The organism is Streptomyces sp. NPDC053755 (assembly GCF_040677675.1).
GTDB lineage: Bacteria > Actinomycetota > Actinomycetes > Streptomycetales > Streptomycetaceae > Streptomyces.
This window is the reverse complement of record NZ_JBFASK010000003.1, coordinates 174,607-201,565: the sequence shown is the minus strand read 5'-3', so window position 1 is coordinate 201,565 and position 26,959 is coordinate 174,607. Positions and strand designations below refer to the sequence as shown.

Sequence of the window (26,959 nt, the reverse complement as noted above, 5' to 3'; positions counted from 1 at the left end):
GACGCGCCACGGCTACGTCCTATGGTACGGGGCTGCCGCGCAAGGGGCTTCCCCGACCGGATTCGAGAGGTTCTACTGGAGGTTTCGGGTTGCCTCGGTGGTGCCGTTCTGCACTGCTCGGTGGTGCCCATGCGTGGCTCGGTGGTGCCGAGGCGCTGGTGGTGTGGGTGCACTGGGGGTGCGGAGGTGCGGATCAATCCAGCCGGGTCAAGGGGCCGCAGGTGATCCTGCCCGCCGGGGTCGCCGGCGGGCAAGGAACTTGAGCTGCATCTGAGGTTGTGACCTGCTCTTTCCTCTATTTCTCGGTCGTGCGCTCCGCGCCGTTGGTCGTTTCGCGCTTCTTGAACCCGATGTCCTGGTAGCGCGGTGTGGCGAAGCCCCAGGCGCCCGCGTTCACGACGTTGTTCCTGGCCGCGACGAGCTGGGGGCGCTGGTAGAGAGGAATCGATCCGGCAGCGGCCCAGATCCGGGCGTCCGCCTGGCGGACCAGCTCCCTGGCCTCCTTCTCGTTCAGCGTGGCCACCGCCTGGTCGAACAGCTGGTCGATGCGGTCGGTGCCGACGCGGGAGTAGTTCTGCTCGACCAGGAGCGAGCCGTCCGAGGCCGGCTCGGGCTTGGCGAAGATGGGCCGGGCGTCGGTGGCCGGGAAGGCCGTCGCCGGCCAGGAGTAGAGCGCCAGGTCGTACTCGCCGGAGGCGACGTGGTCCTTGAAGAAGCTGTCGTCGGAGACCTTGGTGACCGTGGTGCGGATGCCCACGACGTCGAGCATCTGGACGATCTTGTCGCCGACCGCGCGGAGCGTCTCCGAGCCCGGCCCGGACGGGAGGACGAAGCGGAGGCTGAGCGCCTTCCCGTCCTTGCCGAGCGGCTGGACGGCGGCCGCGGGCACGGCCGGGGCCGCGGTGCCGCGCGGGGCGTAGGCGCCGGCGACGCCCTTGTCGGTGGTCGCGGCCCGGTCGGACTGTCCGGCCCTGGCCTCGGGCGGGAGGCCGGCGCCGGTGTCGCGCCGGGGGGAGCCGAGGGAGGCGGCCTGGCGGAGCAGGGCCATGTTCTGCAGGGCGGCGCCGGGGGCGGGGGCCAGGACGTCGACGCCGTTGCCGGGGCCCGTGGCGGCGAGCGCGGGCGCACCCGCCTTGCCGTCCGCGTGGGTCGCCGCCGTACCGCCGGGCTTGTCGTCTCCGACGATGTAGAGGCCGTCGTCGGAGGCGACGTCGGCACCGGGCTTCGCGGCCCCGGACGTGCCCGCCGCGGGACGCGCGCCCTCGACCGGGACCGCCGCCTCCTCCCGCTTCCTCTCCGGGTTCTTCTCCTCCGGCTTCGGGGCCGCCGGCTTCGTCCCGGTGTCCGCCTTCGCGGGGGCCGTCCCCTTCTTCTCCGCCTCGCTGCCGGCCTTGGTCCCGGCGGGCTTCTTGCTCGCACCGCCCGGCACCCAGCCCGCGTCGGCGAGGAGCGCCCGCGCCTCGGCGGTGTCCTGGTCACCCAGGGCGTCGCTGCTGTCCTTGTAGGCCGCCTGTCCGGCGAGGGCGAGATGGCTGCCGGGGGGCTGGGCCGGCAGCCCGAACGGCTTGAGCACGAATTCGGCCAGCTCCTGGCGGTCGATCGCGCGGGCCACCGCACGCCGCACCCGCTCGTCGGCGAGCGGACCCGACTCTCCGTTCAGCGAGAGCTGGGTGTAGACGGGCTCCAGGGACTTGCGCACCTCGAACGCGCTCAGGGCCCCCTGCTCCGTCGCGTACCGGGCGATGGCCCGCTGGTTCTTCTCCCGGGCCGCCTGGACCGTCGCCGCCTGCTCCTCGTCGGAGCCGTGCGCGAGCGCCCAGGACTTCAGGGCCGCCGACGGGGTGACAGCGGCGCCGGGCCCGTGCAGGAGCGGCTGGCTGCCGCCGCGGCCGGCCCGGGCGTCCTTGCGGGCCAGGGCGATGCGGTCGGCGGCGGACCGGTCGATCTCGGCCAGGTCGAGGTTGCCCGCGGCCATCGCCGTGACCCGGTCGGCGCGGGGTACCGCCCGCAGGACCAGCTTGTCGAGCTTGGCCGGCTGCCCCCACCAGCGGGGGTTGCGGGAGAGGGTGACGGTGCCGGCCTCCCGGTCGAGCGGCCCGAGCAGGAACGGTCCTGCGGTCGCCTTCAGGGCGGTCCGGGCGCCGTCGTTGAAGCTGTCGGGAGACCCCATCACCTCCTTCGGGTAGAGAGGGGTGAAGAGGGACTGCCAGTCGGCGTACGGCTTGGCGTAGGTGACCCGTACCTCCAGGTCGTTCTTGCCGCGCTCGATCTTCTCGATCCGCTCGTAGCCGGCGTTGCGGGCGGTCCAGTAGGCGGTGTCGCGGCCGCTCAGCGCGCGCCACTGGGCGACGAAGTCGGGCGCGCCGATCTCGCGGCCGTCGCTCCAGACCGCCTGCTGGTTGAGTTTGTAGAGGACGACCTGCTTCGGCTCCGTCTCGACGATCTGCGCCGACTCCAGATAGTCCGGGTTGCGCTGCGGCCGGCCTCGCCCGTCGAGGGTGTAGAGGGAGGGGAGGACGGCTCCGGTGATGCGCGTGGTCGATCCGTCCGCGTCCGCCTGGAAGGCGTTGAGCGTGGCCGGCATCGCGTCCACGGCCCAGCGCAGCGTCCCGCCGTCGTCGATCAGGGCGCGGGCGGCGGGCGCGTGGTCCGGGGCGGCGACCGGGTGGGACTCGGCCTCGTCGTCGGAGCTGCATCCCGCCAGCACGGAGACGGCGAGCATCGCACTGGTGAGGGTGGCGACGGAACCGAGCGTGCGCGAGCGGGGGCTCCTGGAGCATGTCCTCCCGCGAGGGGCGCCGACCTGGGACATGACTTGTACCCCTTCGTCCGGTTTTATGGCATTGGGCGATGATCACACCTATTGCCATCCACTGAAGAGGACGGACCCCGGGCGGTGTCGGCGACACGGCGGCGCGGCGACGCAACCCCACCCGTGCGGCCCAATCACGGCCCGGACGGGACGCGGATCAGTGCCAGCCCTCGCGGTATGCCGCCCAGTCCCCCTCCCGGGCCGCGAAGTCGACGTAGAGCGCGACGCCGAAGCGTGCGCGGTCGCGGTCCGTGCGCCCCAGGCCCAGCCGGGTGCCGCGGACCGCGGCCTCGACGGTCTCCGCCGACTCGTGGTGACCGAGGTCGTCCTCGTGGAAGAACGGCAGGCCCATCAGCAGGTCGGTGGTCTCGGGCGTGACCTCCAGGGCGAGGCTGGTCTGCTGGGCGACGTAGCCGCCGTACATCCCCTCCAGGGGCATCCAGGTGTCGTACGACATGACGGCGATCTGGTCGACCCGGCGGGCGACCTCGCCGAAGAACTCCTGCGACCACCACTTCTCGCTGCCGCTGACGGCGCCGTTCACCGAGTGCAGGGCGGGCAGCGGGTCGATCTGGTGGGCGGCGACGGAGAGCGGGGCCTTGCGGGCCCGGGTCAGCTCGCCGAGGTCGTCGAGGAGGGAGAGGTAGTTCCGGTCGTCCGAGAGCAGCGGCTCCAGGTCGAAGTGGACGCCGTCGAAGCCGGCGTCCAGGATCTGCCGGGCCGAGCCGACCACGGCGGCCCGGGACGCGGGGTCCTCCAGACGCAGCCCTTCGGGGCCCTCGGTGGCGAGGATGTCCCCCAGCCACGCCTGGACGCGGATGCCCGGCATCGTCCGGTGCGCGTTCTCGATCAGCCACTTCGCCCGGGGGTAGCGGTCGGCGGGGAGGGTGCCGTCGTGTTCCAGGGGGCCGGCGTGGACGTAGAGGTCGCGTATCCCCGTCCCCTTGATCCGCTCGGCGAACGCCGTGAGGTCGGCGTCCTTCTTCCGGCCGTCCACCCAGGCGTGTCCCAGCCAGATCGCGTCCTTGCCCCGCGTCTGCGTCCCGGGCTCGAGGTCTCCCGCGTAGTTCAGCCGCAGTGCGAGCGCGCTGCCGGCCGGAGGGAGGACCAGAAGCAGGACGAGGCCGAGGACGACCCACCGTCCACGTCGCCACCAGCCGCGTAGGCGTCCGCTCACCCGTGCCCCCCAAGATCGCTGTCCTCTGATCACCACCGTAGAGGCGGCCACTGACAGTGACGCCCTGACCAGGGGAGGGGGTTCCGCCCGGTCGCGGGTGAATACATCGGGACATAACCTCCCCATGTGACGCGAATGGCCACCCGAACGCTTCTCGCGGTGCTGGTGGCGGCGTGGTGGCTGGTCGTGCCCGCCGTTCCCGGCGCCCGTGCCGACGACCCCGTCGTGCTGTCCCGCGAGGGGCAGGTCACCGACACCGTCGGCGCGCTGGGCGACCGCCGGAGCGCGGTGACCCAGGCCCTCGACCGGCTCTACGACGACCGGCGCGTTCAGCTCTTCGTCGTCTACGTACGCGACTTCTCCGGCCGCCCGGCCCAGAGCTGGGCCGACGCCACCGCGGTCCGCAACGGCCTGGGCGTCGACGACGTCCTGCTCGCGGTCGCCACGCACGACCGCCTGTACGGCTACTCGGCCGACCCGGACTCCCGTCTCACGCAGGCTCAGCTCGACGACGTGGCGCGGACGGCCGTCGAGCCCGCGCTGCGGCAGAACGACTGGGCGGGGGCGGCGATCGGCGCGGCGGACGGCTTCGACGCCGTGCTCGCCGGACAGCCGGTGCCCACGCCCGCGATCACCCCCGGCGCCGCGGACGCCGGAGGGGCGGCCGGGGGAAGCGGCTGGACCGCGGACCTGATCCTCCCGGTCGTCCTCGTCGGCGGCGCGGGGGCCGTCGCGGTGTACGCGTACGCCAAGCGCCGACGGCGCACCGCGGCCCGTACGGCACCGGCGGGCGGACGCGGCGCGAGCGGGGCCGGATGGGACGGTCAGGGCTGGGCGGGGAGTACGGGCGGGGCGAAGGAGCCGGCCACGCCGTCCCTCCACGACCTGGACGGCCAGGCGCGGCGGACCCTGGTCGCCACCGACGACGCCCTGCGCACGAGCCAGGAGGAACTGGGCTTCGCGACCGCCCAGTTCGGCGAGGAGGCGGTCGCTCCCTTCACCGAGGCGGTGGCCTTCGCACGGCAGGAGCTGACGGCGGCGTTCCGGTTGCGCCAGCAGCTCGACGACGCGTTCCCGGAGGACGACGCGACCCGTCGTTCCCTGCTGGAGGAGATCGTCCGGCGGTGCGTCGAGGCGAACGCCCGCCTCGACGGGGAGTCCGAGGACTTCGACCGGCTGCGGGACCTGGAGCGCCGTGCCCCCGAGGCCCTGGCTGCGGTCGAGGCCGCGTTCCGCGAACAGACCGGCCGGGCCGTCACGGCGGAGGCGGCGCTGACCGCGATGCGCGGGCGGTACGCCGAGTCGGCGGCCTCGCCCGTCGCGAGCGGCGTCGAGCAGGCCAAGGACCGCCTGGGGTTCGCGACGGCCAACCTGGAGCGGGCGCGGCAGGCGATCGAGGCGGGTGACAACGGGCCCGCGGCCGTGCACATCAGGGCCGCGGAGAGCGCCGTGGACCAGGCGGCGCGGCTGAGCGAGGCGGTGGACCGGCGGGCGCGGGAGCTGGCAGAGGCGGTCGGGAAGCTGCCCACGGCGCTGAGCGAGACGGAGGCCGACCTCGCCGACGCCCGGGGCCTGCTCCAGGGCACGGCCGAGGGCGTCTCCACGGCTGATCTGCGGGGCCGTATCGCCCGGGCGGAATCCGTGGTCGCCGACGTCCGGCGGGTGGTCGAGGCGGGCCGCTACGACCCGATCGAAGCGCTCCGCCGGGTCGAGGAGGCCGACGGAGCGCTCGACGAGGCACTGGAGGGCGCGCGGGAGCGGGAGTCGGGGTCGCGGCGCGCGCGGGCGCTCCTGGACCAGGCGATGCTGACGGCCCGTTCGGCGATCGGCGCGGCCGCCGACTACATCACGACGCACCGCGGGGCGGTGGGCAGCGAGGCCCGGACCCGCCTCGCCGAGTCCCAGCGCCGGCTGGCGGAGGCGGAGGCGCTCGCCGCCGCCGAGGATCCGCAGGGCGCGCTGGTGGAGGCCCGGCAGGCGGACGAGCTGGCGCGACGGGCCCAGGACGCGGCCGAGCAGGACGTCCGTACGTACGGCAATCCGGACGGCCTGGGCGGCGCGGTGGGCGGCGGTGTCGCCGGTCCGGGAGGGGCGGGCGGCGGCGGGCTCGGCGGCGCGGTGCTCGGCGGGATCATCCTCGGCGGGCTGTTCGGCGGCGGACGCGGGGGCGGAGGGTTCGGCGGGGGTTTCGGCGGAGGGCTCGGGGGCGGGGGCTTCGGCGGGGGCAGCGGGGGCGGGCCCGGCAGCTTCGGCGGCGGGGGGACCCGGGGCCGGCGGGGCGGCGGCGGCCGTTTCTGACCTGTCGACCTCATCGCGCAAGGAGAAGGAAGATGACCAAGCAGACGATCCTCGGCCGTGTCGCCCAGCTGGCGAAGGCCAACATCAACGCGCTCCTCGACCAGGCCGAGGACCCGCAGAAGATGCTCGACCAGCTCATCCGCGACTACACGAGCAACATCGCGGAGGCGGAGGAGGCCGTCGCGGCGACCATCGGCAATCTGCGGCTGATGGAGCAGGACCACCAGGAGGACGTCGACGCGGCGAAGGAGTGGGGCGAGAAGGCGCTGGCCGCGAGCCGCAAGGCGGACGGACTGCGGGCCGACGGGCGGACGGCGGACGCGGACCGGTTCGACAACCTGGCGAAGGTGGCACTGGGCCGCCAGCTGCAGGCGGAGAAGGAGGCGCGGACGGCCGAGCCGACGATCGCCTCGCAGACCGAGGTGGTGGAGAAGCTCAAGGCCGGCCTGGACCAGATGGGAAACAAGCTCGGCGAGCTGAAGGCCAGGCGGGACGAGCTGGTGGCCCGGGCCACGTCCGCCCAGGCGCGGAACCGGATGATGGACGCGGTGAAGAGCATCGACGTCCTGGATCCGACGAGCGAACTCAGCCGCTTCGAGGACAAGGTGCGCCGCGAGGAGGCGAAGGCGATGGGCAGGCAGGAGCTGGCCGCCTCCTCGCTGGACGCGCAGTTCGAGCAGCTCGACGCGCTGGGCGACAGCGCGGAGATCGAGGCCAGGCTCGCGGCGCTCAAGGGCTGACGTGCCCCCGCACGCGCGGCGCCGCGCGGTCCGCGGGGCCGCGAGCGCCTCGTCGGCTGCCGCGGGCGGAAGGCGCGGGGTGGTCACGGCCGGGGCGCCCGTCCCCGGGTGCGGCGGCCGCCGCGGCGGAGGCGCCGGCTTGGCGGGCCACGAGGCCGCGTCGTCGGCGGGGGGGGGAGGCGCCGGGGGGGGCGGTCAGAACATGCTCAGGAGCTGCTCCACCGTCGGCTCGGCCGCTCTGTCGCCGTCCGGCAGGGGCAGTTCGAACCACACCGTCTTGCCCCGGGGGGTGCGGCGCGAGCCCCAGGCGGCGCTGAGCAGCCCGACGAGCTGCAGCCCCCGGCCCCCTTCGTCGGTGTCCCGGGCCCGGCGGCGCCTCGGCTGGACCAGGCCGGCGTCCCAGACCTCGCAGACCAGGGTGCGGTCGCGCAGCAGGCGCAGCCTGATCTCGCCCTCGCCGTACCGCAGGGCGTTGGTGACCAGCTCGCTGACGAGCAGCTCGACGGTGTCGACGAGGGCGTCGAGGTCCCATGCGGTGAGCTGGGCGCGGGCCAGTTCACGGGCCCGGCCGACCGAGCGGGGCTCCCTCGGCAGCCGCCAGTCGCCGACCGCCTCGGTGGGAAGCCCCTGGATCCGCGCCATGAGGAGCGCGATGTCGTCCTCGCCGTGCGAGGTGTCCAGCGTGGTCAGGACGTGGTCGCAGACGTCTTCGAGCGGGCGCGCCGGGTCGGCGAGCGCGCTGCGGAAGGCCTTGAGGCCCTCGTCGAGGGTCTGGTCGCGGGACTCGACGAGCCCGTCGGTGTAGAGGGCGAGCAGCGAGCCCTCCGGGATGTCGACCTCCACCTCCTCGAAGGGTTCGCCGCCGACGCCGAGCGGCATGCCCGGGGGCACGTCCAGCAGGAGCGCCTGCTCGCCGGGCTCGACGAGGACCGGGGGCAGGTGGCCGGCGTTGGCGAAGGTGCAGCGCCGGGTGACCGGGTCGTAGACGGCGTAGACGCAGGTCGCGAGGTAGACCTCGGAGAGTTCGGGTCCGCGGGCCTTGTGGGCGCGGCCGCTCTGCTGGGCGCCGGCCGGGGCGCCCAGGCCGCGGGCGATCTCGTCGAGGTGTGAGAGGACCTCGGCGGGTTCGAGGTCGAGCTGGGCGAGAGTGCGCACGGCGGTGCGCAGTTCCCCCATGGCGACGGCGGCGCGCAGACCGCGGCCCATGACGTCGCCGATGACCAGGGCGGTGCGGTGACCGGGGAGTTCGATGACGTCGAACCAGTCGCCGCCGACCTCGGTGGCGGTGGTGCCGGGGAGGTAGCGGCAGGCGATGTCGAGGCCCGCGGCCTCCGGGTCGCCGGGCGGGAGCAGGCTGCGCTGGAGGATCAGGGCGCGCTCGTGTTCGCGGCGGTAGAGGCGGGCGTTGTCGATGCACACCGCGGCGCGCGCGGCCAGTTCGACGGCGAGGGCCCGGTCGCGCTCGCCGAACGGTTCGCTGCCCTTGGTACGGGAGAACTGCACGAGGCCGACGACGGTGTCGTGCGCGACCATCGGCACGACGAGGGTGGACTGGACGAGGCCGCCCTCCTGGCCGGGCATGGTCCGCAGGCGTCCGGTGCGCAGGGCGCCCGCGCAGGGCGAGTTGAAGGGGTAGCGGTGGACGGAACCGACCTCGACGGTGTCGGTGCCGCAACAGCCGCCGCCGGGGGCCCCCAGCGGAGCCCGGGTGGGGGTGTCGGAGACGGCACTGGCGAAGGCGACCCGCCGCAGTTCGGCGCTGCCCGCTCCGTAGCCCACGTCGTGGGAGCTCCCCCACCGTCCGGGCGGGGCCTCGTCGCCGGTCAGCAGCCCCTGGTAGAGGTCGACGGAGGCGAGGTCGCAGAAGCCGGGCACGGCGACGTCGAGGAGCTCTCGGGCCGTGGCCTCCAGGTCCAGGGAGTTGCCGATGCGGGCGCCGGCCTCGTTGAGGAGGGCCAGGTTGCGGCGGGCGTTGGCGGCCTCGCGGGCGGCGTTGTGCCGACGGGTCACGTCGATGCCGAGCCCGGCGACGCCGATGGGCCGGCCGGTGCCGCTGTGGACGCGGTAGAGGTTGATGGCCCAGTGTCGCCGGTCGGTGGACCCGGGGGCCGCGCCGACGATCTGGAGCTCGGTGACGGACTCGCCGGTCTCCAGGACGCGTTGGAGGGCGGCGGTCATCCGCTCGGCCTCGGGGCGTGAGAGGTAGTCGTGGACGGTACGGCCCCGGTGGTCGTCGGCCGAACCCCCGAAGACGGTGGCGAAGCGCTGGTTGGCGCGCTGCACGGTGAGGTCGGTGCCGAACAGGAGGAAACCGAAAGGCGATTGGCCGAAAATGGCCTGCGAGGCGGCGAGGTCCGTCTCGATGCGCCGCAGGGCCCGCACATCGACGACGATGCACAGCGCGGCCCGCTCACCGGCGGACGTCTCGCTGGGCATGACGTACATCTCGGCGATTCCCTCGGAGCGCTGCCGGCCCGGGATGCGGAACGGGACGAGGCCCGTCCACTCCTTGCCGTCGAGGACCTCGGCGACCCGGCGCCGACCGCGTTCCCGCAGACCGACGGGCATGAATGCCTCGACCGGGTCCTTGCCCATCGCCTCCTGGGCGGGCACGCCGAAGAGGTCGACGGCCCGTCGGCTCCACTGGTCGACGAGCCCGTCGGGCCCTATCGAGAAGGAGGCGACCCGGATGTAGTCATAGATCGAGCCGGGCGGGCTGCTCTGCCACACGACGCCGCTCGCCGACTCAGGTATCTCGCTCACGCGACCGTCCCCTCCAGCTCACCGCACCGGACCGGCCATGCCCGCAGTATTCAGCACTACGGCCCCCGACGGCACGACGTTCACGATCACAGGGTGGTCTCGTTCATTTTGAGCCGAGCCCCCGTTGATCGTCGTCCCACCCGTCTTCTAACCAGGCAGAGCCAGCTCGAACCACACTGTCTTGCCCGTCCTGCCCTTGCGGGTCCCCCAGCGGCGAGCGGAACAGGCCACGAGCTGGAGACCGCGGCCGCCCTCGTCGTCAGGTCCGGCGGAACGTTCGGTGGGCGGATCCGGAAGCGGATCGGAGACTTCCACGAGGAGCCCGGAGTGGTGGGCGGCGCCGTCGCCGTCGGCGTGGAGCAAGACCAGGCGCACCCCGATCGGCCCGGAGGCATAGCGCAGGGAATTGGTCACCAGCTCGCTCACCAGCAGGACCGTGACGTCACCGATCACCGGGTCGAGCCGCCAGACCCGGAGCGTGTCGCGCACCGCGTGGCGGGCGGTGCGCACGGCATTCGCCTCCGCCGGAAAGCTCCACTCGGCGCAGTCGCCTTCGGTGTCGATCACGCCCGATCACTTCCCCAACCCAGCATCAGCAGGAAGGCCCACGTCCTATTTCAGGGGGTTAATCAGCACATACCCGATATTCGGGGCGGGCTATCGCGGGATGGTACCCGGGGGCGCATGGTGGCACGAACGGCGTACGGAAGGTCGCGCGGCGGCGCGGGATCCCGCCGTGAGAGCCGCCCCCTGAGCCGGGTGCGCCCCCGGGCCGTCGGCATCCCGGCCCCCTAGGGCGCGTGTCGAAAGTCCCGCCTGCCCCGCGCTTCGGGCGGACGGCGCTCCTTTCGACCCACGCCCTGGCCGCGCACACCGTCCGCGGGGGCGGCCGGGAGCCGCAGCCCGGCCTCGGCGACGGCGGGCCGGTCCTGGTCGAGCCAGTCGACGGAGTCGAGTTCGTGCCGTGCGAGCCAGCGCAGTTCGTCGTGGTCCTCCAGCGGGCGGGGCTCACCGGAGAGCAGCCGGGCGGTCCACACCTGGAGGACGTAGCCGGGTTTCAGGGGCCATTCGCCCGGGATGCGCTCGCCGGTCTCGGTCTCCACGCCGAGTTCTTCCCGCAGCTCACGGACGAGGGCCTCCTCGGCGCTCTCCCCCGGCTCCAGCTTGCCGCCGGGCAGTTCCCAGCGGCCGGCGAGTTCGGCGGGGGCGCTGCGGCGCGCGGCCAGCAGGCGCCCCCGGTCGTACACGGCTCCGGCGACGACGATCACGCGGTCCGCGCTGTGCTGTGTCATGGGCGGGAGCGTATCCCGGCGGGTCAGAGGGCGGGCTGGCCGATGCGCTCCACCCAGTAGAGCTGCTTGTGCCCGCTGGCGTCGAGGCTGTCGGCGATCTTCCGGGCCTCGTCCTGGGTGGCGTACCGGCCGACGCGGTAGCGGTTGCCGTTGTCGTCCTGCCGTATGACCAGCCAGGGAAGGACAGGGCCACTGTCGGTCATCGGGCTTCTCCCTCCGCCGGTACGGATGTCTCGAAGGATCTCCAGGAAACCGCAATCCGCATATGCCTGAGCTTACGCCTGACCTTTACACAGCGGATACGGGTTTTCACGAAGAGGTACGAATCCGGCCGGGAACCGACGAAAGGGCGTGCCGGGGCGCACCGCGGGGGCGCGGCGGCGGAGCGCGCGGCTCCGGCGAGGGGAACGCCGCGCGGCCTCGGCTTTCCCGAGGAGAGGGAGGGGCGGCGGTCGCCCGGACGCAGCGCGGCGAACGGACCGGCGCGGACCGTAGGGGGCAGTCGGCGATGTCCGGATTTCATGCGAGGGGTCGGAAAGGTGCGAGGCCGCGGAGAGGGGACGGCGCCCAGGGAGGAGCGCCGTCGCGGCCAGCCCGTGACCGGGCGGGCGGTCCGTGACCGGGCGGGCGGTCCGCGACCGGGCAGGCGGTCCGCGACCGGGCGGGCGGTCCGTCGGCGGAGAGCACCCCGCACCCCGGCGGAGGGAGCGGACCCGGCCGGCAGCCCAGAGCGGGGCACCCCCCCCCCACCCACGAGCCGCCCCGCGCCCCGGCGTCCGCGCAACGGCGCGTCGACGGGAGGAGCGGCTCCAGGCGGCGGCCAGGAGCGGGGCACCCGCAAGCCGCCCCGCGACCCGGCGTCACGAAGCAGCGCCCCGCGAGAAGACGGCCACCACGAGGGAGCCCCGGAGCGGGGGGCGACCCCGAGGGGTCAGCGCACCGGCAGGTGGTAGGCGATGCGGTAGCGGTCGGCCGGGACGACCACGTCGGCGGTCTCGACCGCCCGGCCCGAGGCGTAGTACGTCCGCTCGACGACCATCACCACATGGCCGGGCACGCCGCCGAGCGCCAGAAGCTCCTCGGCCAGGCCGGGGCGCGCCCCGACCTCCTCCACCACGTTGTCGACGACCACGTCGATCGCGGCCATGCGCTCGACGACCCCGCAGCCGCCCAGCGGACCCTCTTCGGGAAGCATCACGGGCGTCCGGCCGGTGACCGCGAGCGGCTCCCAGGAGGTGGAGAGCATCATCGGCTCCCCCCCGTCGCGGTAGACGTACCGCGTGCGCATCACGCGCTCCCCCGGCTCGATGCCGAGCCGGGCGGCCACGCCCGCGCTCGCCGGCTCCTGCTCGCTGCTGGACTCCCAGGTCCCGCGCGCCCCTTCGGCGGCCTGCTCCTGGCGGAAGGGGCTGGCGCCCGACGGCGGGCGGTATCCGGACCGGGCGATGCGGCGCGGCACCGGCCGCTCGCGCACGTACGTCCCCGACCCGGAGCGGCCCTCCACCAGACCCTCGGCCATCAGCACCTTGCGGGCCTCCAGCGCGACCGTGTCCGAGACGCCGTACTCCTCGCGGATGCGCGCCTGCGAGGGCAGTCGGGTGTGCGGCGGGAGCGAGCCATTGGCGATCTTCTGCCGGAGATCGCTCGCCACGCGGAGATAGGCGGGCTGCTCACCGAACGTCACTGGACACTCCCCTCAGGTTGACGGACAGCTACAGAGTGACAACCGTCGGTGTCCACCCGCAAGCATGGGCCAGAGTTTCACTCGAAGTGATGATTTGCCTTTACGGACGCTCTCGCCCCAGGTATAGCCGCGGGATCCGCCGAACCCCTTGACCCCATTGGTCCAGACCAATACTTTCCTGTGAGCACAGCTCCCTTCCGGCACACGCACAGGAACGAGCCTCATGCGTCGAACTCCCCTTGCCCGGCTGACGATCGCCGCTGTCTCCCTCGGTCTGGTGGCCGCCTTCGCGCCCGCCGCGGGGGCCGCCCCGGGCGGCCGGGCCCCCGCCTCCTCCGGAGCCCTCACCTCCCAGGCGTCCCCGGCCGCTCAGGCCGACGACCGCCGCCACGGCCACGGCGGCACCTCGTACAAGCGCGTCGGATACTTCACCCAGTGGGGCGTCTACGGACGCGACTTCCAGGTCAAGGATCTGGAGACCAGTGGCACGGCGGCCAAACTGAGCCACATCAACTACGCCTTCGGCAACGTGAGTCCCGAGGGCCGGTGCTTCACCGGAAACGTCCCGGGCGAGGCCGACGCCTGGGCCGACTACGTACGCCCGCTCGACGCGGCCGGCTCGGTCGACGGCGTCGCCGACACAGCCGACCAGCCCCTGGCCGGCAACTTCAACCAGCTGCGCGAGCTGAAGGCCAGGCACCCCGGCCTCAAGGTCATGATCTCGCTGGGCGGCTGGAGCTGGTCCACGCACTTCTCGGACGCCGCCCGCACCCCCGCCTCGCGCAAGGCGTTCGTCTCCTCCTGCATCGACCTCTACATCAAGGGCGACCTGCCCGTCGACGGCGCCCGGGGCGGCGCCGGAGCCGCCGCCGGTCTCTTCGACGGCATCGACCTCGACTGGGAGTGGCCGGGATCGGCCGGTGACGTCGACACCGTCTTCCGCCCGGAGGACAAGCAGAACTTCACCGCGCTCGTCAGGGAGTTCCGCACCCAGCTCGACGCCTACGCGAAGGCCGAGCGGCGCGGCGCGAAGCGGAAGCACTACGAGCTGACCGCGTTCGTCCCCACCGCGCCCGCCAAGATCGACGCGGGCTTCGAGGTCCGCAAGATCATGCGCGACCTGGACTTCGTCAACCTCCAGGGGTACGACTTCCACGGCTCCTGGGAGTCCACCACGGCGCAGCAGTCGGCCCTCTTCGCCAGGAACGACTTCAGCGTCGACCAGACCGTCGGCGACTGGCTCCGGCGCGGCGCGCCCGCACGCAAGCTCGTCGTCGGCATGCCGTTCTACGGCCAGGGCTGGACGGGCGTCACCGGCGGCGGGAACGGGCTCGGCCGACCGGCCACCGGCCCCGCCCCGGCGACCTGGGCGAACGGCTACGAGGACTACAAGGCCCTGAAGAAGCTCGCCGATTCGGGGACGTACACGGTGCACCGCGACGTGCGGAACGGCCATGCGTGGCTGTTCGACGGGACGACGCTGTGGACGTACGACGACCCGCAGGTGCTGCGCACCAAGGCCGCGTACGTACGGGCCAAGGGGCTCGGAGGCGCCATGTTCTGGTCCCTGGACGGCGACACCCCGGACGGTGAGCTGATCACCTCCGTGGACCGGGGGCTGAACCGCCGCTGAGGCGCGTGACGCACGGCAGGGGTCGGGCCTCCCGGGGGGATGCCCGGCCCCCTCGCGCGTCCGCGAACGGGGCGTGCCTCAGACGGACTCGCCCGGCTCGGGGCCAAAGCCGCCCTCGCCGCCACCGGAGCCGCCCTCGTCGGCCAGCCCGAGGGCCGTGCGCGCCTCCACCTCCGACCCCCAGATGGTCAGGTCGTAGGCCGTGTCGTAACGCTCCCCGAAGGCGTCGGCGTCGCCCGCCGCCGCCAGCTCGCCCCACTTTGCGGCGGCCTTGTCCAGCTCCTCGACCAGGGCGGCCACCGATGCGGCCGACTCCGCCGGCCAGTGATGGCCCTTCAGGTCGGCGCTCGCGGCGGTGAGGGCGGTACGCACCCCGGCCGCCCAGGCGGTGTTGGCCGCCAGGTCCTCGTCCGCGTCCGCGTCCGGCTCGTCGAACAGGGCGGTGTCGACCGCGTTGAGGGCCTTGAGGAAGTGGACCTGGTCGGCGTCGAGCATCGTCTCGTCGTTGCGCAGCGACCCCTCGACCGGCGCACCGTCGGTGATGAGCGCACAGGTCACGTTCCGGTCGCCGGCCCGCCAACTGCTGCTGGTGGGGACGTAGTAGTACGTCCAGACGTCCTCGGGAAGCGCCCAGGAGTCCATGGCGTACGCGTGACCGATCCGCTCGCAGCGGTCCCACGCGATCCCGTCGACCGGACCGTCGCCCGGCCACGCCGTGTGTCCGGTGATCAGGAAGGTGCCGGTGACCTCGCCCTCGTGCGCACCCGCGCAGTCCACCACCTCGACGTCCGCGTCGAGTGCTTCGAGGTCGCCGTCGACGTCGAAGCAGTCGCCCGTGCGCAGGGCGAACGTGGACGGGGATCGGGACGCCCCCTCGATGCCCTCCTCGACGCTCCTCCATGCCTTGCCGAAGCCTCCCGTCACGAGGCCGAGGGTCAGGAGCAGGCAGCTGGTCACGGAGAGGGCGATGCCGGCGATCGCGAGGCCCTTGCCCGTCTGGTTCCTCTTCCTGATCCGCGGAAGGGCGATGAGGCCGAGGATCAGACCGAGGGGCGGGAGGCAGCAGAGGATGCCGGAGACCAGGGAGCCGATGGCCAGTCCGCTGGTGACCGCGGGCGGCGCGGCGTGGGGCCCGGGGCCGGGCGGGAAGGGAGCGCCGTGGAGATGGGGCGGGAACGGACCGGGGCCGTGCGGACCGGGGCCGTACGGGCCCGGATGGACCGGACCTGTGCCGGGGGCGGGCCAGTCCTGCCGCGGGGGCGGGGAATCCTGGGGCGGCGGAAGGGACTCCACGGGTACGGCACTCCTGTTGGACCGGGCGATACGAACACACGAACGGGCGGGCGCATCGTACGTGGTCCGGGCCTCGGGGCCGACGGGCGGGTGACGGATGGCGGCATGACGAGGAGGCGGCCGCCCCGTGGGCGACCGCCTCTTCGGTCACGCGCTGTGTCGTCGCGTCCTGCACCGCACGTCAGACGCCGTGTCGTACGGCCCTGCGCCTTGCGTCAGACGCGGTGTCGTACGGTCCCGCGCCGCCGCTCAGAACTGGAGCGCCCAGGAGTCGATCTTCCCGGTGTCGTAGTTCGCGTTGTCGCTGACCCGCAGCTTCCATGTGCCGTTGGCGACCTCGGAGGAGGCGTTGACGGTGTAGGTGGTGTTGATGTTGTCCGCGCTGCCGCCGGTGCCGTAGCCCTTGAGGGTGTACGCCGTGCCGTCGGGGGCGATCAGCTGGACCTGGAGGTCACCGATGTAGGTGTGGACGATGTTCACCGGCACCTGGAGGGCGGCCGGCGCGTTGCCGGTGACACCGCTGACGGTGACGGGGGACTCGACGGTCGCGTTGTCGGCGATGGCGTAGTCCGCGGTGTTCTCGAACCTCTTGCCGGGGGGCGGGGTGGTGCCGCCGCCTCCGACGAAGAGCAGCCTGTTCGGCGAACCGGTGCCGGGGTTGGTCACCACGTTCGGGGTGGCGGCGCCGGTCAGCGCGGTCGAGACCTGCGCCGGGGTCGCCGTCGGGTTGTCCGCCAGGTAGACGGCGGCGGCGCCGGCCACGTGCGGCGTCGCCATCGACGTACCGGAGATGGTGTTGGTGGCGCTGTCGCTGCTGTTCCAGGCCGAGGTGATGGAGGAGCCCGGGGCGAAGAGGTCGAGCACGGTGCCGTAGTTGGAGAAGCTGGAGCGGGCGTCGGTGTTGGTCGTGGAGCCGACGGTGATCGCCTCCGCGACACGCGCCGGGGAGTAGTTGGACGCGTTGGAGCTGTCGTTGCCCGCCGCGACCGCGTACGTGACGCCCGAGGCGATCGAGTTGCGCACGGCCGTGTCGAGGGCCGAGTCGATGCCACCGCCGAGGCTCATGTTGGCGACGGCCGGCTTCACGGCGTTCCGGGTCACCCAGTCGATGCCGGCGACGACCTGCGCGGTCGTGCCGGAGCCCTGGTTGTCGAGCACGCGGACGCCGACGATCTTCGCCTTCTTGGCCACGCCGTAGGCGTTGCCCGCGACGGTGCCGGCGACGTGCGTGCCGTGGCCGTGGCCGTCCTGGGCGACGTTGTCGTTGTCGATGGCGTCGTAGCCGTTGGCGGCACGGCCGCCGAAGTCGCTGTGCGAGATGCGGACGCCGGTGTCGATGATGTACGCCGTCACGCCCTGGCCCGCGGTGTCCGGGTAGGTGTAGCTCTGGTTCAGCGGGAGGGCCCGCTGGTCGACCCGGTCCAGACCCCAGGACGGCGGGGACGGCTGCGTACCGCTGACCGTGAAGACACGGTTCTGGACGACGGACCTCACCGCCGGGTCCGCGGCGAGCTTCTTCGCCTGGGCCTCGGAGAGTTCGACGTGGTAGCCGTTCAGCGCCGAGGTGTACGTCTTCTTGATCGTGGCACCGTACTCGGCCGCGACCGCGCGGCCCTTCGCCGTCTCCGCCTGCGCGGACTCGTCGAGGGTGACGATGTAGCTGCCGGTCACCGTGCCGGGAGCTCCGGCGTTCTGGATGACACCTTCCGGGGCGGCCTCGGCCGCGGAGGCCGGGAGGGCGGAGGCGGTGCCGAGGGCCAGAGCGGCGACGGCTATGGCGCTGGCGGCGGCGAGTCTGCGCCGCGAGTCACGCATCACGGACATGTGAGGGGTCCTCCTCATTGGTGGTGCGCTGCTGTGGGGGTACGGCAGGTGCATGACAACACGGCATGCGGGGACACCGGGACGTGTCCTCGCCGTGTCGTACATCCGGCTGCCGAGCGAAAGATTGACGGATCCATAGGAATCCCACAAGGCCTCCGAGCGCCCCGTCACACAGGGATCACGCGGCTGTCATGCTGCGCCCATGACGGCCTATGTGTGCCCCCGCTGCCGTGTTCACGCCCCCGCCGACGCCCTCACCTGGTGTTGTCCGCGGTGCCGCGGCCCCTGGGACCTCGAGTTCACGAGCGGGCCGGTTTCACTCACGTCCCTGGCGTCACGCGTGAATTCACTGTGGCGTTACGAAGAGGCACTGCCGCTCGCGACGCACGCGCCCGCCGTCACCCTCGGCGAGGGCCGCACCCCCCTCGTCCCGATCACCGACGGCGTTTCGGCCAAGGTCGACTTCCTCATGCCGACGCTCTCCTTCAAGGACCGCGGCGCGGTCATGCTCGCCGAGCTCGCCCTCCGTCTCGCCGGGGGCGGCGGTCTCGGCCACGTCGTGGCGGACAGCAGCGGGAACGCGGGCACGGCCATCGCCGCGTACTGCGCGCGGGCCGGGCTCGACTGCCTCGTCCTCGTGCCGCAGGGCACGTCGCCCAAGAAGCTGGAGCAGATCCGGGCCCACGGGGCGCGCCTGACGCTGGTGCCCGGAGACCGCGAGGCCACGGCGCGGGCCGCCCGCGCGGCGGCGGACGAGCCCGGCGCCTTCTACGCCTCGCACGTGTACAACCCGCACTTCCTGCACGGCACCAAGACGTACGTGTACGAGCTCTGGGAGGACCTCGGCGGCAGGCTCCCGGACACGCTCGTCCTCCCGGTCGGCAACGGCACCCTCCTCCTGGGCGCCGCGCTCGCGGTGGACGAACTGCACGGGCACGGTCTCGTCGACCGGCGCCCGGCCCTGGTCGCCGTCCAGGCCGAGGCGGTCCGCCCGCTCGCCGCGGCCTTCCACGCGGGCGACGAGGAGCCGGCCGCCCCCGCGCCCGCCCGGCCCACCGTCGCGGAGGGGATCGCCATCACCGCCCCGCCCCGCGGCCACGCCGTCCTGCGGGCGGTACGCGCGTCGGGCGGGACCTTCCTGACCGTGACGGAGGAGCAGATCCGTTCGGCACAGCGGGACCTGGCGCGGCGCGGGCTCTTCGTCGAGGCCACCGGAGTCGCCTGCTGGGCGGCCGTACGGGCTGCGCCGCGAGAGGGGGAGAGCGTCGTGCCGCTGTGCGGGGCGGGCGCCAAGACGGGCCTCGCGGCGGGCGCCCCGCCTCCGCCGGTCCGGTAGGCGGCCGGCCCCGTCGGTCCGGCGGGCTCGCCGACCGAGCCGGTCCGGGAGGTGCACCGACTCACCCGGTCCGGGAGGGGCACCGGCTCGATCGGCCTGAAGGGTGCACCGGCCCGGACGGGCCGCACGGTCCGGCGGGTGCACCCTGCTGGACCGGCCCGGACGGTCGGCCGGCCTGCCGGCTCAGTCGGTCCAGTAGGTGTCGTGCTTGGCGAAGAACTCCGCCCGCTCCTCGTCCGTCATGTGCGCGACCGTCCCGACCTTCTCGAAGTACTCCTCGCGGGGCGCGCCCGGCGCGAAGAGGATCAGGAAGGAGGCGGGGTCGTCGGACTCGTTGCGGAAGGCGTGCAGCCCGCCGGTCGGCACATAGAGGAAGTCGCCCTTCCGCGCGTCCACCCACCGGTCGCCGTCGAAGAGGCGGACGGTCCCGTCCAGGATGAAGAAGCTCTCGGAGATCGTCTTGTGGAAGTGGGTGCCGGGCCCGCCGGCCTTGGGTGTCATGTCGACGCGGTAGAGGCCGAACTCCCCTCCGGTGGAGGCGGTGGTGGCCAGATAGCGGGTCTCCGTGCCGTTGGCGACGGTGAGTTCGGCCGGGGTGCCGGCCGGGCGGAAGGAGGCGCTGACCTCCCCCTTCTCGCCGTGGTAGCGGGGCTCGGGGTACGACATGGGTGGTCTCCGTTCGTCGTCGCGGCGCGGTCGGGTCGTCGCCGTGCGGCACGCCGTCGCGAGGCCGTGTCGGACGTGACCGGGCCGCCGCGACGCCTTCAAGATCCAGAATGCCTCCGCCTCCACCCCACGGCACCCGGCTTTCGGTGGGAAAATGGGAGGACGGACCACCAGCATCCCCACCAGGGAGGTGGATCATGGGAGAGGCACGCACCCTGATGGAGCGCCTCACCGACGCCATCACCACCAAGCCGGACCTGGACGCCCTCGCCGACCTCTTCGCCGAGGACGCCGTGGCGTACACGCCGGACGGCGGCGAGATGCGGGGACGCGAGGCCATCGTCGCGTACTGGCGCACGGTGACGGACGCCATGCCGGAGGCGACGTTCACGCCCCTGCACGTCTTCGAGTCCGGCGACACCGCCATCGACGAGGGCATCTTCAGCGGCCGGAACACCGGCCCCATCGCGCTCCCCACGGGAGAGACCCTGCCGGCGACGGACAAGCACGTCACCCTGCGCGGCGTCGACCTGGCCACCGTCAAGGACGGCCGCATCGTGAGCTACCGGCTCTACTTCGACCAGATGGAGTTCATGGACCAGCTCGGCCTGCTGCCGGAGACCTGACGACCTCGCCGCGGCAGCGGCCCTCCGCTTGCCCCACATGGGCGGGGCCGGGGGGTGGAGAAGCGTTTTGCCCGTGTTCGCGACACTCTTCCCTCCATAGTGCGAGGCATGACACGCACCCCCCTCCGAGCACGCCCGCGCACGCGGCCGGGCGCGCGCGCCCGCAGGACGCTGCTCTCCGCCGCTCTCCTCTCGGTCCTCGCCGTCACGCTCCAGGCCACCTCGGCCGCGCCCGCGTCCGCCGGAAGCGGCGATACGGACGGCGGTCGCGGCGGCGGCCGTGACTGCGTGCGGACCAAGGGCCCCCTCGGCCCCGAGGCCCGCGAGATCCTGGACATCACCCGCCGGGCCAAGGACGAGTTCCGGCTGAAGGCCGTGGAACTGAGGGTCACCGTCGACGGGCGCGAGGTGGTCACCGACGCGCTCGGCGAGTCCATGACCGGCGTGCCGGCGGAGCCCGACATGCACTTCCGCGCCGGTTCGGTCGCCTTCTCGTACGTCGGCGCGATCCTGCTCCAGCTGGTCGAGGAGGGGAAGGTCGGTCTCGACGACACGGTCGAGCGCTGGCTGCCCGATCTCCCCAAGGCCGACCGGATCACCCTGCGGATGCTGGCCACCAACACCAGCGGCCTCCACGACTACGTCACCGACCCGGCGTTCACGGCCGAGCTGGAGGCGCACCCCTTCCGCCAGTGGACCCCGAAGGAGCTGGTCGGCTACTCCCTCGGCCATCCCTTCTGGTACGAGCCGGGCACCAACTGGAGCTACTCGCACGCCAACTACGTGCTGCTGGTCGACGCGCTCGAGAAGATCACCGGCACCCGCTTCGACCTCCTCATGAAGCAGCGGGTCACCGGCCCGCTCGGTCTGCGCGACACCCGGAACAGCTTCACCCCCGAGATCCCGCGGCCGGCGCTGCACGCCTTCACCGCCGAGCGCGGCCTCTACGAGGAGTCCACCTTCTGGAACCCGTCGTGGACCACGGCTCCGGGGGCGGTCATCACCACCCACATCTGCGACCTGGCCCGCTCGGCGCAGGCCGTCGGCAGCGGCGAGCTCCTCTCTCCCCGCTCCTACCGCACGCTGCTCGACCCGGGCACGGTGGGCCTCGGCCACACGACGCCCACCTGCCCGGCCACGGTCTGCCTGCCGCAGACACCGGCCGCGCACTTCGGCCTCGGCGTCCTGGTGATCAACGGCTGGATCATCCAGAACCCCTCCTTCTCGGGCTACGCGGCCATCCAGGCCTACCTCCCGTCGAAGCGTCTCGCGATCGCGGTGTCCGTCACCAAGACGGCCACCACCCCCGACGGGAACAAGGCCGAGATCATCGCCCAGCGGCTGGCCGCGGCCCTCGCCCCGGGCACCCCGATGACGACCGGCTGACCGGCGGCCCTCACCCCCGGCGCCCCAGGTCGCTCCTCCCCCGCGGCCTTCGGCACCGCGCGACTTGACGGAAGCGGGGCGAGGAGGTGACGGACCCTGGACCGGGCGAGGGCGGGACCGTGGGCGAGGCGGCGGAGCACGGCGAGAATCCGGAGCATGCGTGCCGCCCACATCGAAGAGCTCGGTTCACCGGATCTCATCAAGCTCGGTGAACTGCCCCCGCCTCAGCCCGGTCCCGGTGACGTGCTCGTCGACGTCGAGGTGACCGCCGTCAACCACGTGGACACCTTCGTACGGTCAGGAGCCTGGCGTACGCCCCTGACCTTCCCGTTCGTGGTGGGCCGCGACGCCGTCGGCAGGGTCGCCGCGGCCGGGCCCGGCGCGCCCGGATTCCGGCCCGGCGACCGGGTCTGGTGCAGCAGTCTCGGCCACGCCGGGCGCCAGGGCGCCGCCGCCGAGCAGGTCGTGGTCCCGGCGGACCGGCTCTACCACCTGCCCGACGGCGTCGACCCGGTCGACGCCGTGGCCCTCTCCCATCCCGCCTCCACGGCCTACCTGGCCGTGTTCACCCACGGCCGGGTCCGGGCCGGCGAGACCGTCCTCGTGCTGGGCGCCGCCGGGAACGTCGGCAGCGCCGCCGTGGTGATGGCGGCGCAGGCCGGTGCCCGGGTCGTCGCCGTCGCCTCGGCCCGGGACGCGGAGTACTGCCGCGACCTCGGGGCACGGCACGTCATCGACTACCGGGACCCCGACGTGCCCGGCCGGATCCGGGAGGCGGCCCCGCACGGCGTCGACCTGTCCATCGACACCTCCGGCCGCAACGACCTGGAGACGGCGGTGGACCTGCTCGCCTCGCGCGGCCGGATCGTCGTCCTCGCCGGGCTGCGGACCCGGCCCGTCCTGCCCGCGGGGCCCCTGTACCTGATGGACCGCTCGGTCCACGGCTTCGCCATCTCGCACGCCCGTGCCGGTGAACTCACCGAGGCGGCCACCCACATCGGCCGCCTGCTCGCCGACGGGCTGCTGCGGCCCCGCGCCGTGGAGGTCCTGCCCCTGGAGGCCGCCGCCGAGGCCCACCGCCGGCTCGAGGAGGGCAAGGTCCACGGAAAGCTGGTGCTGCGCGTCGCGGACCCGGCGGTGTGACCACGTGACGACCCTGACCATGTGACCGCCTGACGGCGTGACGCCCCCGGACTGCCTCACGGCCCACGGCTGACGGCTCACGGCTCACGGCTCACGGCTCACGGAAGCACCCACGCGCCGCCCCTGTGCGGACCACGGCCCGGACGGCAGCACCGGCCGGACTCGGACAACGGCCCCGGACACAAGCGTCCGTCCGGCCGGCAGAAGCGGCTGTCCGCGCGCGAGACGGGCCCGCCGGAGTAATTCCTCGACGGAGGAGCTCCGGCGGGAATTTCCGCTATCCAGCCGCCGAAAGCAGGCCCCGCATTCACGTCGGCGAGAATCGATTGCCGCTATCCACAGGACTTGACGGATCATTTTCCCGTCGTTGACCACGTCTGCGGCAACCGGTCAGGATATTCGGCATGACGAATTCCATCATCGAAAAGTCCCCCCTCTTCGAGCTGCGCGCCGACATCGGGATTTCCGCGACCCCCGAGCAGGTGTACGCGGTCGTCAGCGATCTGCCCCGCAGCGCCGAGTGGAGCCCCGAGTGCAAGGGCGGCGAGTGGGTCTCCGGGGAGCCGTCCACGGTCGGCGCGATCTTCCGCGGCGAGAACCTGCGCGCCGAGGAAGTCGTGGCCTGGGCCCCGCTGATCCGCGGCACCTGGTACACGGAGGCCCGGATCACCGCTGCGGAGCCCGGGCGGACCTTCCGCTGGATGATGCTCACGCACGCCCGTGAGGACCAGGAGTCGATCTGGGGCTTCGACATCGCCGCCGACGGCGCCGGTTCCGTGCTCACCCACCATTTCCGGATGGGCAAGGCCACCGCCGGAATTCACAAGATCGTCGCCGATCTCGACGAAGCCGGGCGCGAGAAGTTCATCATCGAGTGGGGCGCCAAGCTGGAGCAGGACCTCGCCGTGACCCTCGGCCTGATCAAGAACATCATCGAAAAGCAGTGAAGTAAGCGGGGCCGGAATATCGGCCCCCACTCCTTCCACTCCAGGACGAGAGAGCGGGTAGATGTTTCTCCAGCGCATAGGAAACAAGGGAATTCGCCTGGGCACGCTGTTCGACCGTGCGGCCGCCAGGCACCCGGCGAACTTCGTGATCCTCGACCACGACCTCGACATCGCGCCCGGCCTCGGCCGTCGCGCCTCGCTGACCGAGATCGCGGGCCTGATCGACGACTTCGCCTCCCGGCTGTGGTCGGTGCAGGTCCGCCCGGGCGACCACGTCGTCGTGCACAAGAGCGACAACTTCGACATCTCCCTCCTCGCCTGCGCCGTGGCGCGGATCGGCGCCATCCCGGTCCTGCTGTCGCCGAAGCTCGACGGCGAGACCGTCGCCGAGCTGCTGCGCCGGGTGGGCCGTCCCTTCCTGGTGACCGACCAGGAGAAGCTGGACACGTCCCTGCCGGCCGAGGTGCACGAGCTCTCCCGGCAGGTGCTGCTGGCCTCCGGCGAGTACGCCGGCACCACGACGTTCGCCTCGCTGGCCGGAGTCCCGCGCGTGCCGGCGGTCTCCATGCCCGCCGACCACCCCACGCTGATCACGCACACCTCGGGCACCACCGGCACCCCGAAGCTGGCCGTGCACACCGGCAAGAGCTTCCAGGCCCGCTACCGCCCGCAGGCCACCATCGTCGCCGCCGGCGTCCGCCGCAGCGAACCCGTCGCGGTCCACGTCTCGTTCGTGCACTCGCGGATGTTCACCGCGATGCCGATCTCGATCCTCCAGGGCCACCCCCTGATCGTGCTCCGCGAGGACGACCCCGAGACGGTCGGCGATCTCTTCTCGCAGGTGCCGCCCGGCTTCATCGAGGCCCACCCGAACACCTTCCTGCGCTGGGAGGTCCTCGCCGACGACCCGCGCGGACCGCTCGCCAACGTCAAGTACTTCTCCAGCACCTTCGACGCCATCCACCCCCGGACCGTCAACCGGCTGCTCCAGGGGTCCCGCCGCTCGGGCCGCCGCTTCGCGCAGGCGTACGGGCAGAGCGAGGTCGGCCCGATCGCGGCCCGTACGTACTCCCTCAAGGACGGCGCCGACTTCAACGGGCGCTGTGTGGGCATGCCCTTCCCCGGCATGACCGGAGTGCGGGTCGTCAGCCGCGACGGCAACCAGCCCACCAAGGAGAACCCCGGCTTCATCGAGGTCAGGAGCGACGGCCGGATCGTCACCTACCTCGGCGAGCACCACCGCTGGGAGAAGCAGGTCAACAACGGCTGGTGGCGCATGGGCGACGTCGGCTACCGCACCAAGTACGGCTGCCTGCACCTGCTCGACCGCGAGGTCGACGAGATCCCCGGTGTGCAGAGCACCCTCGAGATCGAGGACAAGCTCTTCACCCGGCTGCCGGACCTCGTCGAGGTCATCATCATCCCCGGCGCGGACGGCACTCCTGTCCCCGTGGTGTGCACCCGCGACAACAAGCCGCTGGACCAGGTCACCTGGAAGTCGGCCGTGGCCGGCCTGCCCCCGATGGGCGACCCCGTGCAGTGGCGCCTGGAGGACCTGCCCCAGACCGCCACGACCAAGATCAAGCGCCTTGAGCTGGCCCGTCTCCTCACCGCCGAGGGACCCGCCGCGCAGTAGGGCGACGGACCGCACCGGAGCGGCGGCGACCGCCGCCGCCCGGTCGGCCGCCGCACCCCCCTTCCCCGGCGGCGCACCGGAACCCGCGGACTCACCGCGCCGCCGACCCCGAGGAGACCGATCAGACATGACGACCCGACTGTCCGTTTCCGGGCGGTGGATCGAGGGCTGGGACCCGGAGAACACGGAGTTCTGGGAGAGCACCGGCAAGAAGATCGCCCGCCGCAACCTGCTGATGTCCGTCCTCTCCGAGCACATCGGCTTCTCCGTGTGGAGCCTGTGGTCGGTCCTCGTCCTCTTCATGTCGCCCGACATCGGCATGGACTTCGCCCCCGGCGAGAAGTTCCTCCTCGTGGTGGTGCCCACCCTCGTCGGCGCCCTGCTGCGACTGCCGTACAGCTACGCGGTGACCCGGTTCGGCGGCCGCAACTGGACCGTCTTCGCCTCCGCCGTGCTGCTGGTGCCGGCCGGCCTCGCGTTCGTCTTCATCCAGCGCCCGGGCACGCCCCTGTGGGTCTTCCTGCTCATCGGCGCCACGGCCGGCGTGGGCGGGGCCAACTTCGCCTCCTCGATGACCAACATCACCATCTTCTACCCCCAGCGGCACCAGGGCTGGGCCCTCGGGATCAACGCGGGCGGCGGCAACCTCGGCGTCGCCGCGGTCCAGCTGCTCGGCCTGCTGGTCATCGTCACCGTCGGCGACACCCACCCGTCGTACGTGGTGGGCACCTATCTGCCGCTCATCGTCCTCGTGGCCCTGCTCGCCGCCGTGAGGATGGACAACGTCGACGCCGTCCGCGCCCGACCCGGCGCCCTGAAGGAGGCCGCGGCACACCGTCACACCTGGTGGATCTCCCTGCTGTACGTCGGCACCTTCGGTTCCTTCATCGGGTACGGCTTCGCCTTCGGGCTCGTCCTCCAGAACGAGTTCGGGACCACGCCCCAGCAGGCCGCTTCCGTCACCTTCCTCGGCCCGCTGCTCGGCTCCTTCGCCCGCCCGCTCGGCGGCCGCATGGCCGACCGCTGGGGAGGCGCCCGCGTCACGCTCTGGAACTTCCTGGGACTCGCCGCCGGCACGCTCGTGCTGCTGGTCGCCTCCCGCTCCGGGTCCGCCGGTCTGTTCGTCGCCGGGTTCACCGCCCTGTTCGTCCTCAGCGGCATGGGCAACGGCTCGACGTACAAGATGATCCCCGCCGTGTTCGCCCGGGAGGCGGAGGACGCCATCACCTCCGGCGCCGACGCCCAGCCGGCCTTCGCCCGCGCGCGCCGCGTCTCGGGCGCGGTGATCGGCATCGCGGGCGCCGTCGGCGGACTCGGCGGAGTCGCCATCAACCTCGCCTTCCGCTCGTCGTACCAAGGGGCCTCGGGGAACGCCGAGATCGCGTTCCTCTGCTTCCTCGGCTTCTACGCCCTGTGCGTGCTCGTGCTGCTCACGGTGTACGGACGGCGGGGGCGCGCCGAGGAAGCCACGGCCCGTACGGCCCGGCCGCGTGCCACCCACGTGCGCTGAGCACGCCCCACCTCGCGGCCGCGCGTGCGCCGGGACGGCACCCGCCCCCCTGCCCTGGGGGCGGGGCGCCGCCCCGGCGCACGTTCTCGTTCCCGCGCGAGAACCGGTCCGCCGCCCCGGTCGGCGCAGGCCACGGCGTGGCCGGCCGGCGGCCCGGCGGACGGCTCCGCGCCCGCGCGCCGGAGTGGCCGGC

General features: G+C 72.9%; 20 protein-coding genes. 10 read left to right on the top strand and 10 right to left on the bottom strand.

What is annotated here, in order from left to right; genetic code table 11:
* Window positions 1-295: 295 nt before the first annotated feature.
* Both AB0K65_RS05510 and AB0K65_RS05505 read right to left on the bottom strand, forming a co-directional pair.
* Window positions 296-2,812: an ABC transporter substrate-binding protein gene (locus AB0K65_RS05510; protein WP_365714414.1), complete on the bottom strand. Its 2,517-nt coding sequence runs from the start codon at window positions 2,810-2,812 to the stop codon at window positions 296-298.
* A gap of 157 nt (window positions 2,813-2,969) precedes the next feature.
* Entirely contained in the window at window positions 2,970-3,989 is a 1,020-nt protein-coding gene (locus AB0K65_RS05505; RefSeq protein ID WP_365714413.1) for a hypothetical protein, read from the bottom strand.
* Window positions 3,990-4,124: 135 nt separating this feature from the next.
* On the opposite strand from AB0K65_RS05505, the gene AB0K65_RS05500 reads away from it, so the two are divergent.
* Together AB0K65_RS05500 and AB0K65_RS05495 are read left to right on the top strand one after the other, a co-directional pair.
* Window positions 4,125-6,287, top strand: coding sequence for a TPM domain-containing protein (locus tag AB0K65_RS05500; RefSeq protein WP_365714412.1), 2,163 nt, complete (start codon window positions 4,125-4,127; stop codon window positions 6,285-6,287).
* Between the two features lie 32 nt (window positions 6,288-6,319).
* Window positions 6,320-7,027 (top strand): PspA/IM30 family protein, encoded by a 708-nt coding sequence (locus tag AB0K65_RS05495; RefSeq protein ID WP_365714411.1) that lies wholly within the window; start codon window positions 6,320-6,322, stop codon window positions 7,025-7,027.
* A gap of 195 nt (window positions 7,028-7,222) precedes the next feature.
* Here the strand turns inward: AB0K65_RS05495 and AB0K65_RS05490 are convergent, their stop codons facing one another.
* From AB0K65_RS05490 to AB0K65_RS05470, 5 genes are all read right to left on the bottom strand, one after another.
* Window positions 7,223-9,790: a SpoIIE family protein phosphatase gene (locus AB0K65_RS05490; protein ID WP_365714410.1), complete on the bottom strand. Its 2,568-nt coding sequence runs from the start codon at window positions 9,788-9,790 to the stop codon at window positions 7,223-7,225.
* A 147-nt stretch (window positions 9,791-9,937) separates the two neighbouring features.
* Window positions 9,938-10,357 (bottom strand): ATP-binding protein, encoded by a 420-nt coding sequence (locus AB0K65_RS05485; RefSeq protein ID WP_365714409.1) that lies wholly within the window; start codon window positions 10,355-10,357, stop codon window positions 9,938-9,940.
* Between the two features lie 224 nt (window positions 10,358-10,581).
* Window positions 10,582-11,082 (bottom strand): (deoxy)nucleoside triphosphate pyrophosphohydrolase, encoded by a 501-nt coding sequence (locus AB0K65_RS05480; RefSeq protein WP_365714408.1) that lies wholly within the window; start codon window positions 11,080-11,082, stop codon window positions 10,582-10,584.
* Window positions 11,083-11,105: 23 nt separating this feature from the next.
* Complete coding sequence (locus AB0K65_RS05475) at window positions 11,106-11,285, bottom strand: SPOR domain-containing protein (protein WP_365714407.1); 180 nt, start codon at window positions 11,283-11,285, stop codon at window positions 11,106-11,108.
* 728 nt (window positions 11,286-12,013) lie between these two features.
* Window positions 12,014-12,766, bottom strand: coding sequence for a GntR family transcriptional regulator (locus AB0K65_RS05470; RefSeq protein ID WP_365714406.1), 753 nt, complete (start codon window positions 12,764-12,766; stop codon window positions 12,014-12,016).
* A 223-nt stretch (window positions 12,767-12,989) separates the two neighbouring features.
* Between AB0K65_RS05470 and AB0K65_RS05465 the strand changes: the two genes are divergently transcribed.
* Window positions 12,990-14,399, top strand: a complete 1,410-nt coding sequence (locus tag AB0K65_RS05465; RefSeq protein WP_365714405.1) for a glycoside hydrolase family 18 protein — start codon at window positions 12,990-12,992, stop codon at window positions 14,397-14,399.
* Between the two features lie 78 nt (window positions 14,400-14,477).
* Here the strand turns inward: AB0K65_RS05465 and AB0K65_RS05460 are convergent, their stop codons facing one another.
* Window positions 14,478-15,692: a DUF4190 domain-containing protein gene (locus AB0K65_RS05460; protein WP_365714404.1), complete on the bottom strand. Its 1,215-nt coding sequence runs from the start codon at window positions 15,690-15,692 to the stop codon at window positions 14,478-14,480.
* Between the two features lie 249 nt (window positions 15,693-15,941).
* Window positions 15,942-17,516, bottom strand: a complete 1,575-nt coding sequence (locus tag AB0K65_RS05455) for a S8 family peptidase (RefSeq protein WP_365714403.1) — start codon at window positions 17,514-17,516, stop codon at window positions 15,942-15,944.
* 202 nt (window positions 17,517-17,718) lie between these two features.
* Between AB0K65_RS05455 and AB0K65_RS05450 the strand changes: the two genes are divergently transcribed.
* Window positions 17,719-18,852 carry a threonine synthase gene (locus AB0K65_RS05450; protein ID WP_365714402.1) on the top strand — a complete coding sequence of 378 codons (1,134 nt, stop codon included), beginning with the start codon at window positions 17,719-17,721 and terminating at the stop codon, window positions 18,850-18,852.
* A 183-nt stretch (window positions 18,853-19,035) separates the two neighbouring features.
* Here the strand turns inward: AB0K65_RS05450 and AB0K65_RS05445 are convergent, their stop codons facing one another.
* Window positions 19,036-19,518 (bottom strand): cupin domain-containing protein, encoded by a 483-nt coding sequence (locus AB0K65_RS05445; protein ID WP_365714401.1) that lies wholly within the window; start codon window positions 19,516-19,518, stop codon window positions 19,036-19,038.
* Window positions 19,519-19,715: 197 nt separating this feature from the next.
* On the opposite strand from AB0K65_RS05445, the gene AB0K65_RS05440 reads away from it, so the two are divergent.
* From AB0K65_RS05440 to AB0K65_RS05415, 6 genes are all read left to right on the top strand, one after another.
* The gene (locus AB0K65_RS05440) at window positions 19,716-20,144 is read left to right on the top strand and encodes a nuclear transport factor 2 family protein (RefSeq protein WP_365714400.1); all 429 of its coding nucleotides are present in this window, start codon (window positions 19,716-19,718) and stop codon (window positions 20,142-20,144) included.
* 108 nt (window positions 20,145-20,252) lie between these two features.
* A complete protein-coding gene (locus tag AB0K65_RS05435; RefSeq protein ID WP_365714399.1) occupies window positions 20,253-21,530 on the top strand; it encodes a serine hydrolase domain-containing protein in 1,278 nt (425 codons plus the stop codon).
* 156 nt (window positions 21,531-21,686) lie between these two features.
* Entirely contained in the window at window positions 21,687-22,673 is a 987-nt protein-coding gene (locus AB0K65_RS05430) for an NADPH:quinone reductase (protein ID WP_365714398.1), read from the top strand.
* Window positions 22,674-23,077: 404 nt separating this feature from the next.
* Window positions 23,078-23,620 (top strand): SRPBCC family protein, encoded by a 543-nt coding sequence (locus tag AB0K65_RS05425; RefSeq protein ID WP_365714397.1) that lies wholly within the window; start codon window positions 23,078-23,080, stop codon window positions 23,618-23,620.
* 61 nt (window positions 23,621-23,681) lie between these two features.
* Window positions 23,682-25,256 carry an AMP-binding protein gene (locus AB0K65_RS05420; RefSeq protein ID WP_365714396.1) on the top strand — a complete coding sequence of 525 codons (1,575 nt, stop codon included), beginning with the start codon at window positions 23,682-23,684 and terminating at the stop codon, window positions 25,254-25,256.
* A 127-nt stretch (window positions 25,257-25,383) separates the two neighbouring features.
* Complete coding sequence (locus AB0K65_RS05415; protein ID WP_365714395.1) at window positions 25,384-26,766, top strand: nitrate/nitrite transporter; 1,383 nt, start codon at window positions 25,384-25,386, stop codon at window positions 26,764-26,766.
* Window positions 26,767-26,959: the final 193 nt, after the last annotated feature.

What these genes read in the sequence shown, in the direction of transcription:
- AB0K65_RS05510 (WP_365714414.1), bottom strand. Translation starts at nt 2,812, where the DNA reads ATGTCCCAGGTCGGCGCCCCTCGCGGGAGGACATGCTCCAGGAGCCCC.
- AB0K65_RS05500 (WP_365714412.1), top strand. Translation starts at nt 4,125, where the DNA reads ATGGCCACCCGAACGCTTCTCGCGGTGCTGGTGGCGGCGTGGTGGCTG.
- AB0K65_RS05495 (WP_365714411.1), top strand. Translation starts at nt 6,320, where the DNA reads ATGACCAAGCAGACGATCCTCGGCCGTGTCGCCCAGCTGGCGAAGGCC.
- AB0K65_RS05480 (WP_365714408.1), bottom strand. Translation starts at nt 11,082, where the DNA reads ATGACACAGCACAGCGCGGACCGCGTGATCGTCGTCGCCGGAGCCGTG.
- AB0K65_RS05475 (WP_365714407.1), bottom strand. Translation starts at nt 11,285, where the DNA reads ATGACCGACAGTGGCCCTGTCCTTCCCTGGCTGGTCATACGGCAGGAC.
- AB0K65_RS05465 (WP_365714405.1), top strand. Translation starts at nt 12,990, where the DNA reads ATGCGTCGAACTCCCCTTGCCCGGCTGACGATCGCCGCTGTCTCCCTC.
- AB0K65_RS05455 (WP_365714403.1), bottom strand. Translation starts at nt 17,516, where the DNA reads ATGTCCGTGATGCGTGACTCGCGGCGCAGACTCGCCGCCGCCAGCGCC.
- AB0K65_RS05450 (WP_365714402.1), top strand. Translation starts at nt 17,719, where the DNA reads ATGACGGCCTATGTGTGCCCCCGCTGCCGTGTTCACGCCCCCGCCGAC.
- AB0K65_RS05445 (WP_365714401.1), bottom strand. Translation starts at nt 19,518, where the DNA reads ATGTCGTACCCCGAGCCCCGCTACCACGGCGAGAAGGGGGAGGTCAGC.
- AB0K65_RS05440 (WP_365714400.1), top strand. Translation starts at nt 19,716, where the DNA reads ATGGGAGAGGCACGCACCCTGATGGAGCGCCTCACCGACGCCATCACC.
- AB0K65_RS05435 (WP_365714399.1), top strand. Translation starts at nt 20,253, where the DNA reads ATGACACGCACCCCCCTCCGAGCACGCCCGCGCACGCGGCCGGGCGCG.
- AB0K65_RS05430 (WP_365714398.1), top strand. Translation starts at nt 21,687, where the DNA reads ATGCGTGCCGCCCACATCGAAGAGCTCGGTTCACCGGATCTCATCAAG.
- AB0K65_RS05425 (WP_365714397.1), top strand. Translation starts at nt 23,078, where the DNA reads ATGACGAATTCCATCATCGAAAAGTCCCCCCTCTTCGAGCTGCGCGCC.
- AB0K65_RS05420 (WP_365714396.1), top strand. Translation starts at nt 23,682, where the DNA reads ATGTTTCTCCAGCGCATAGGAAACAAGGGAATTCGCCTGGGCACGCTG.
- AB0K65_RS05415 (WP_365714395.1), top strand. Translation starts at nt 25,384, where the DNA reads ATGACGACCCGACTGTCCGTTTCCGGGCGGTGGATCGAGGGCTGGGAC.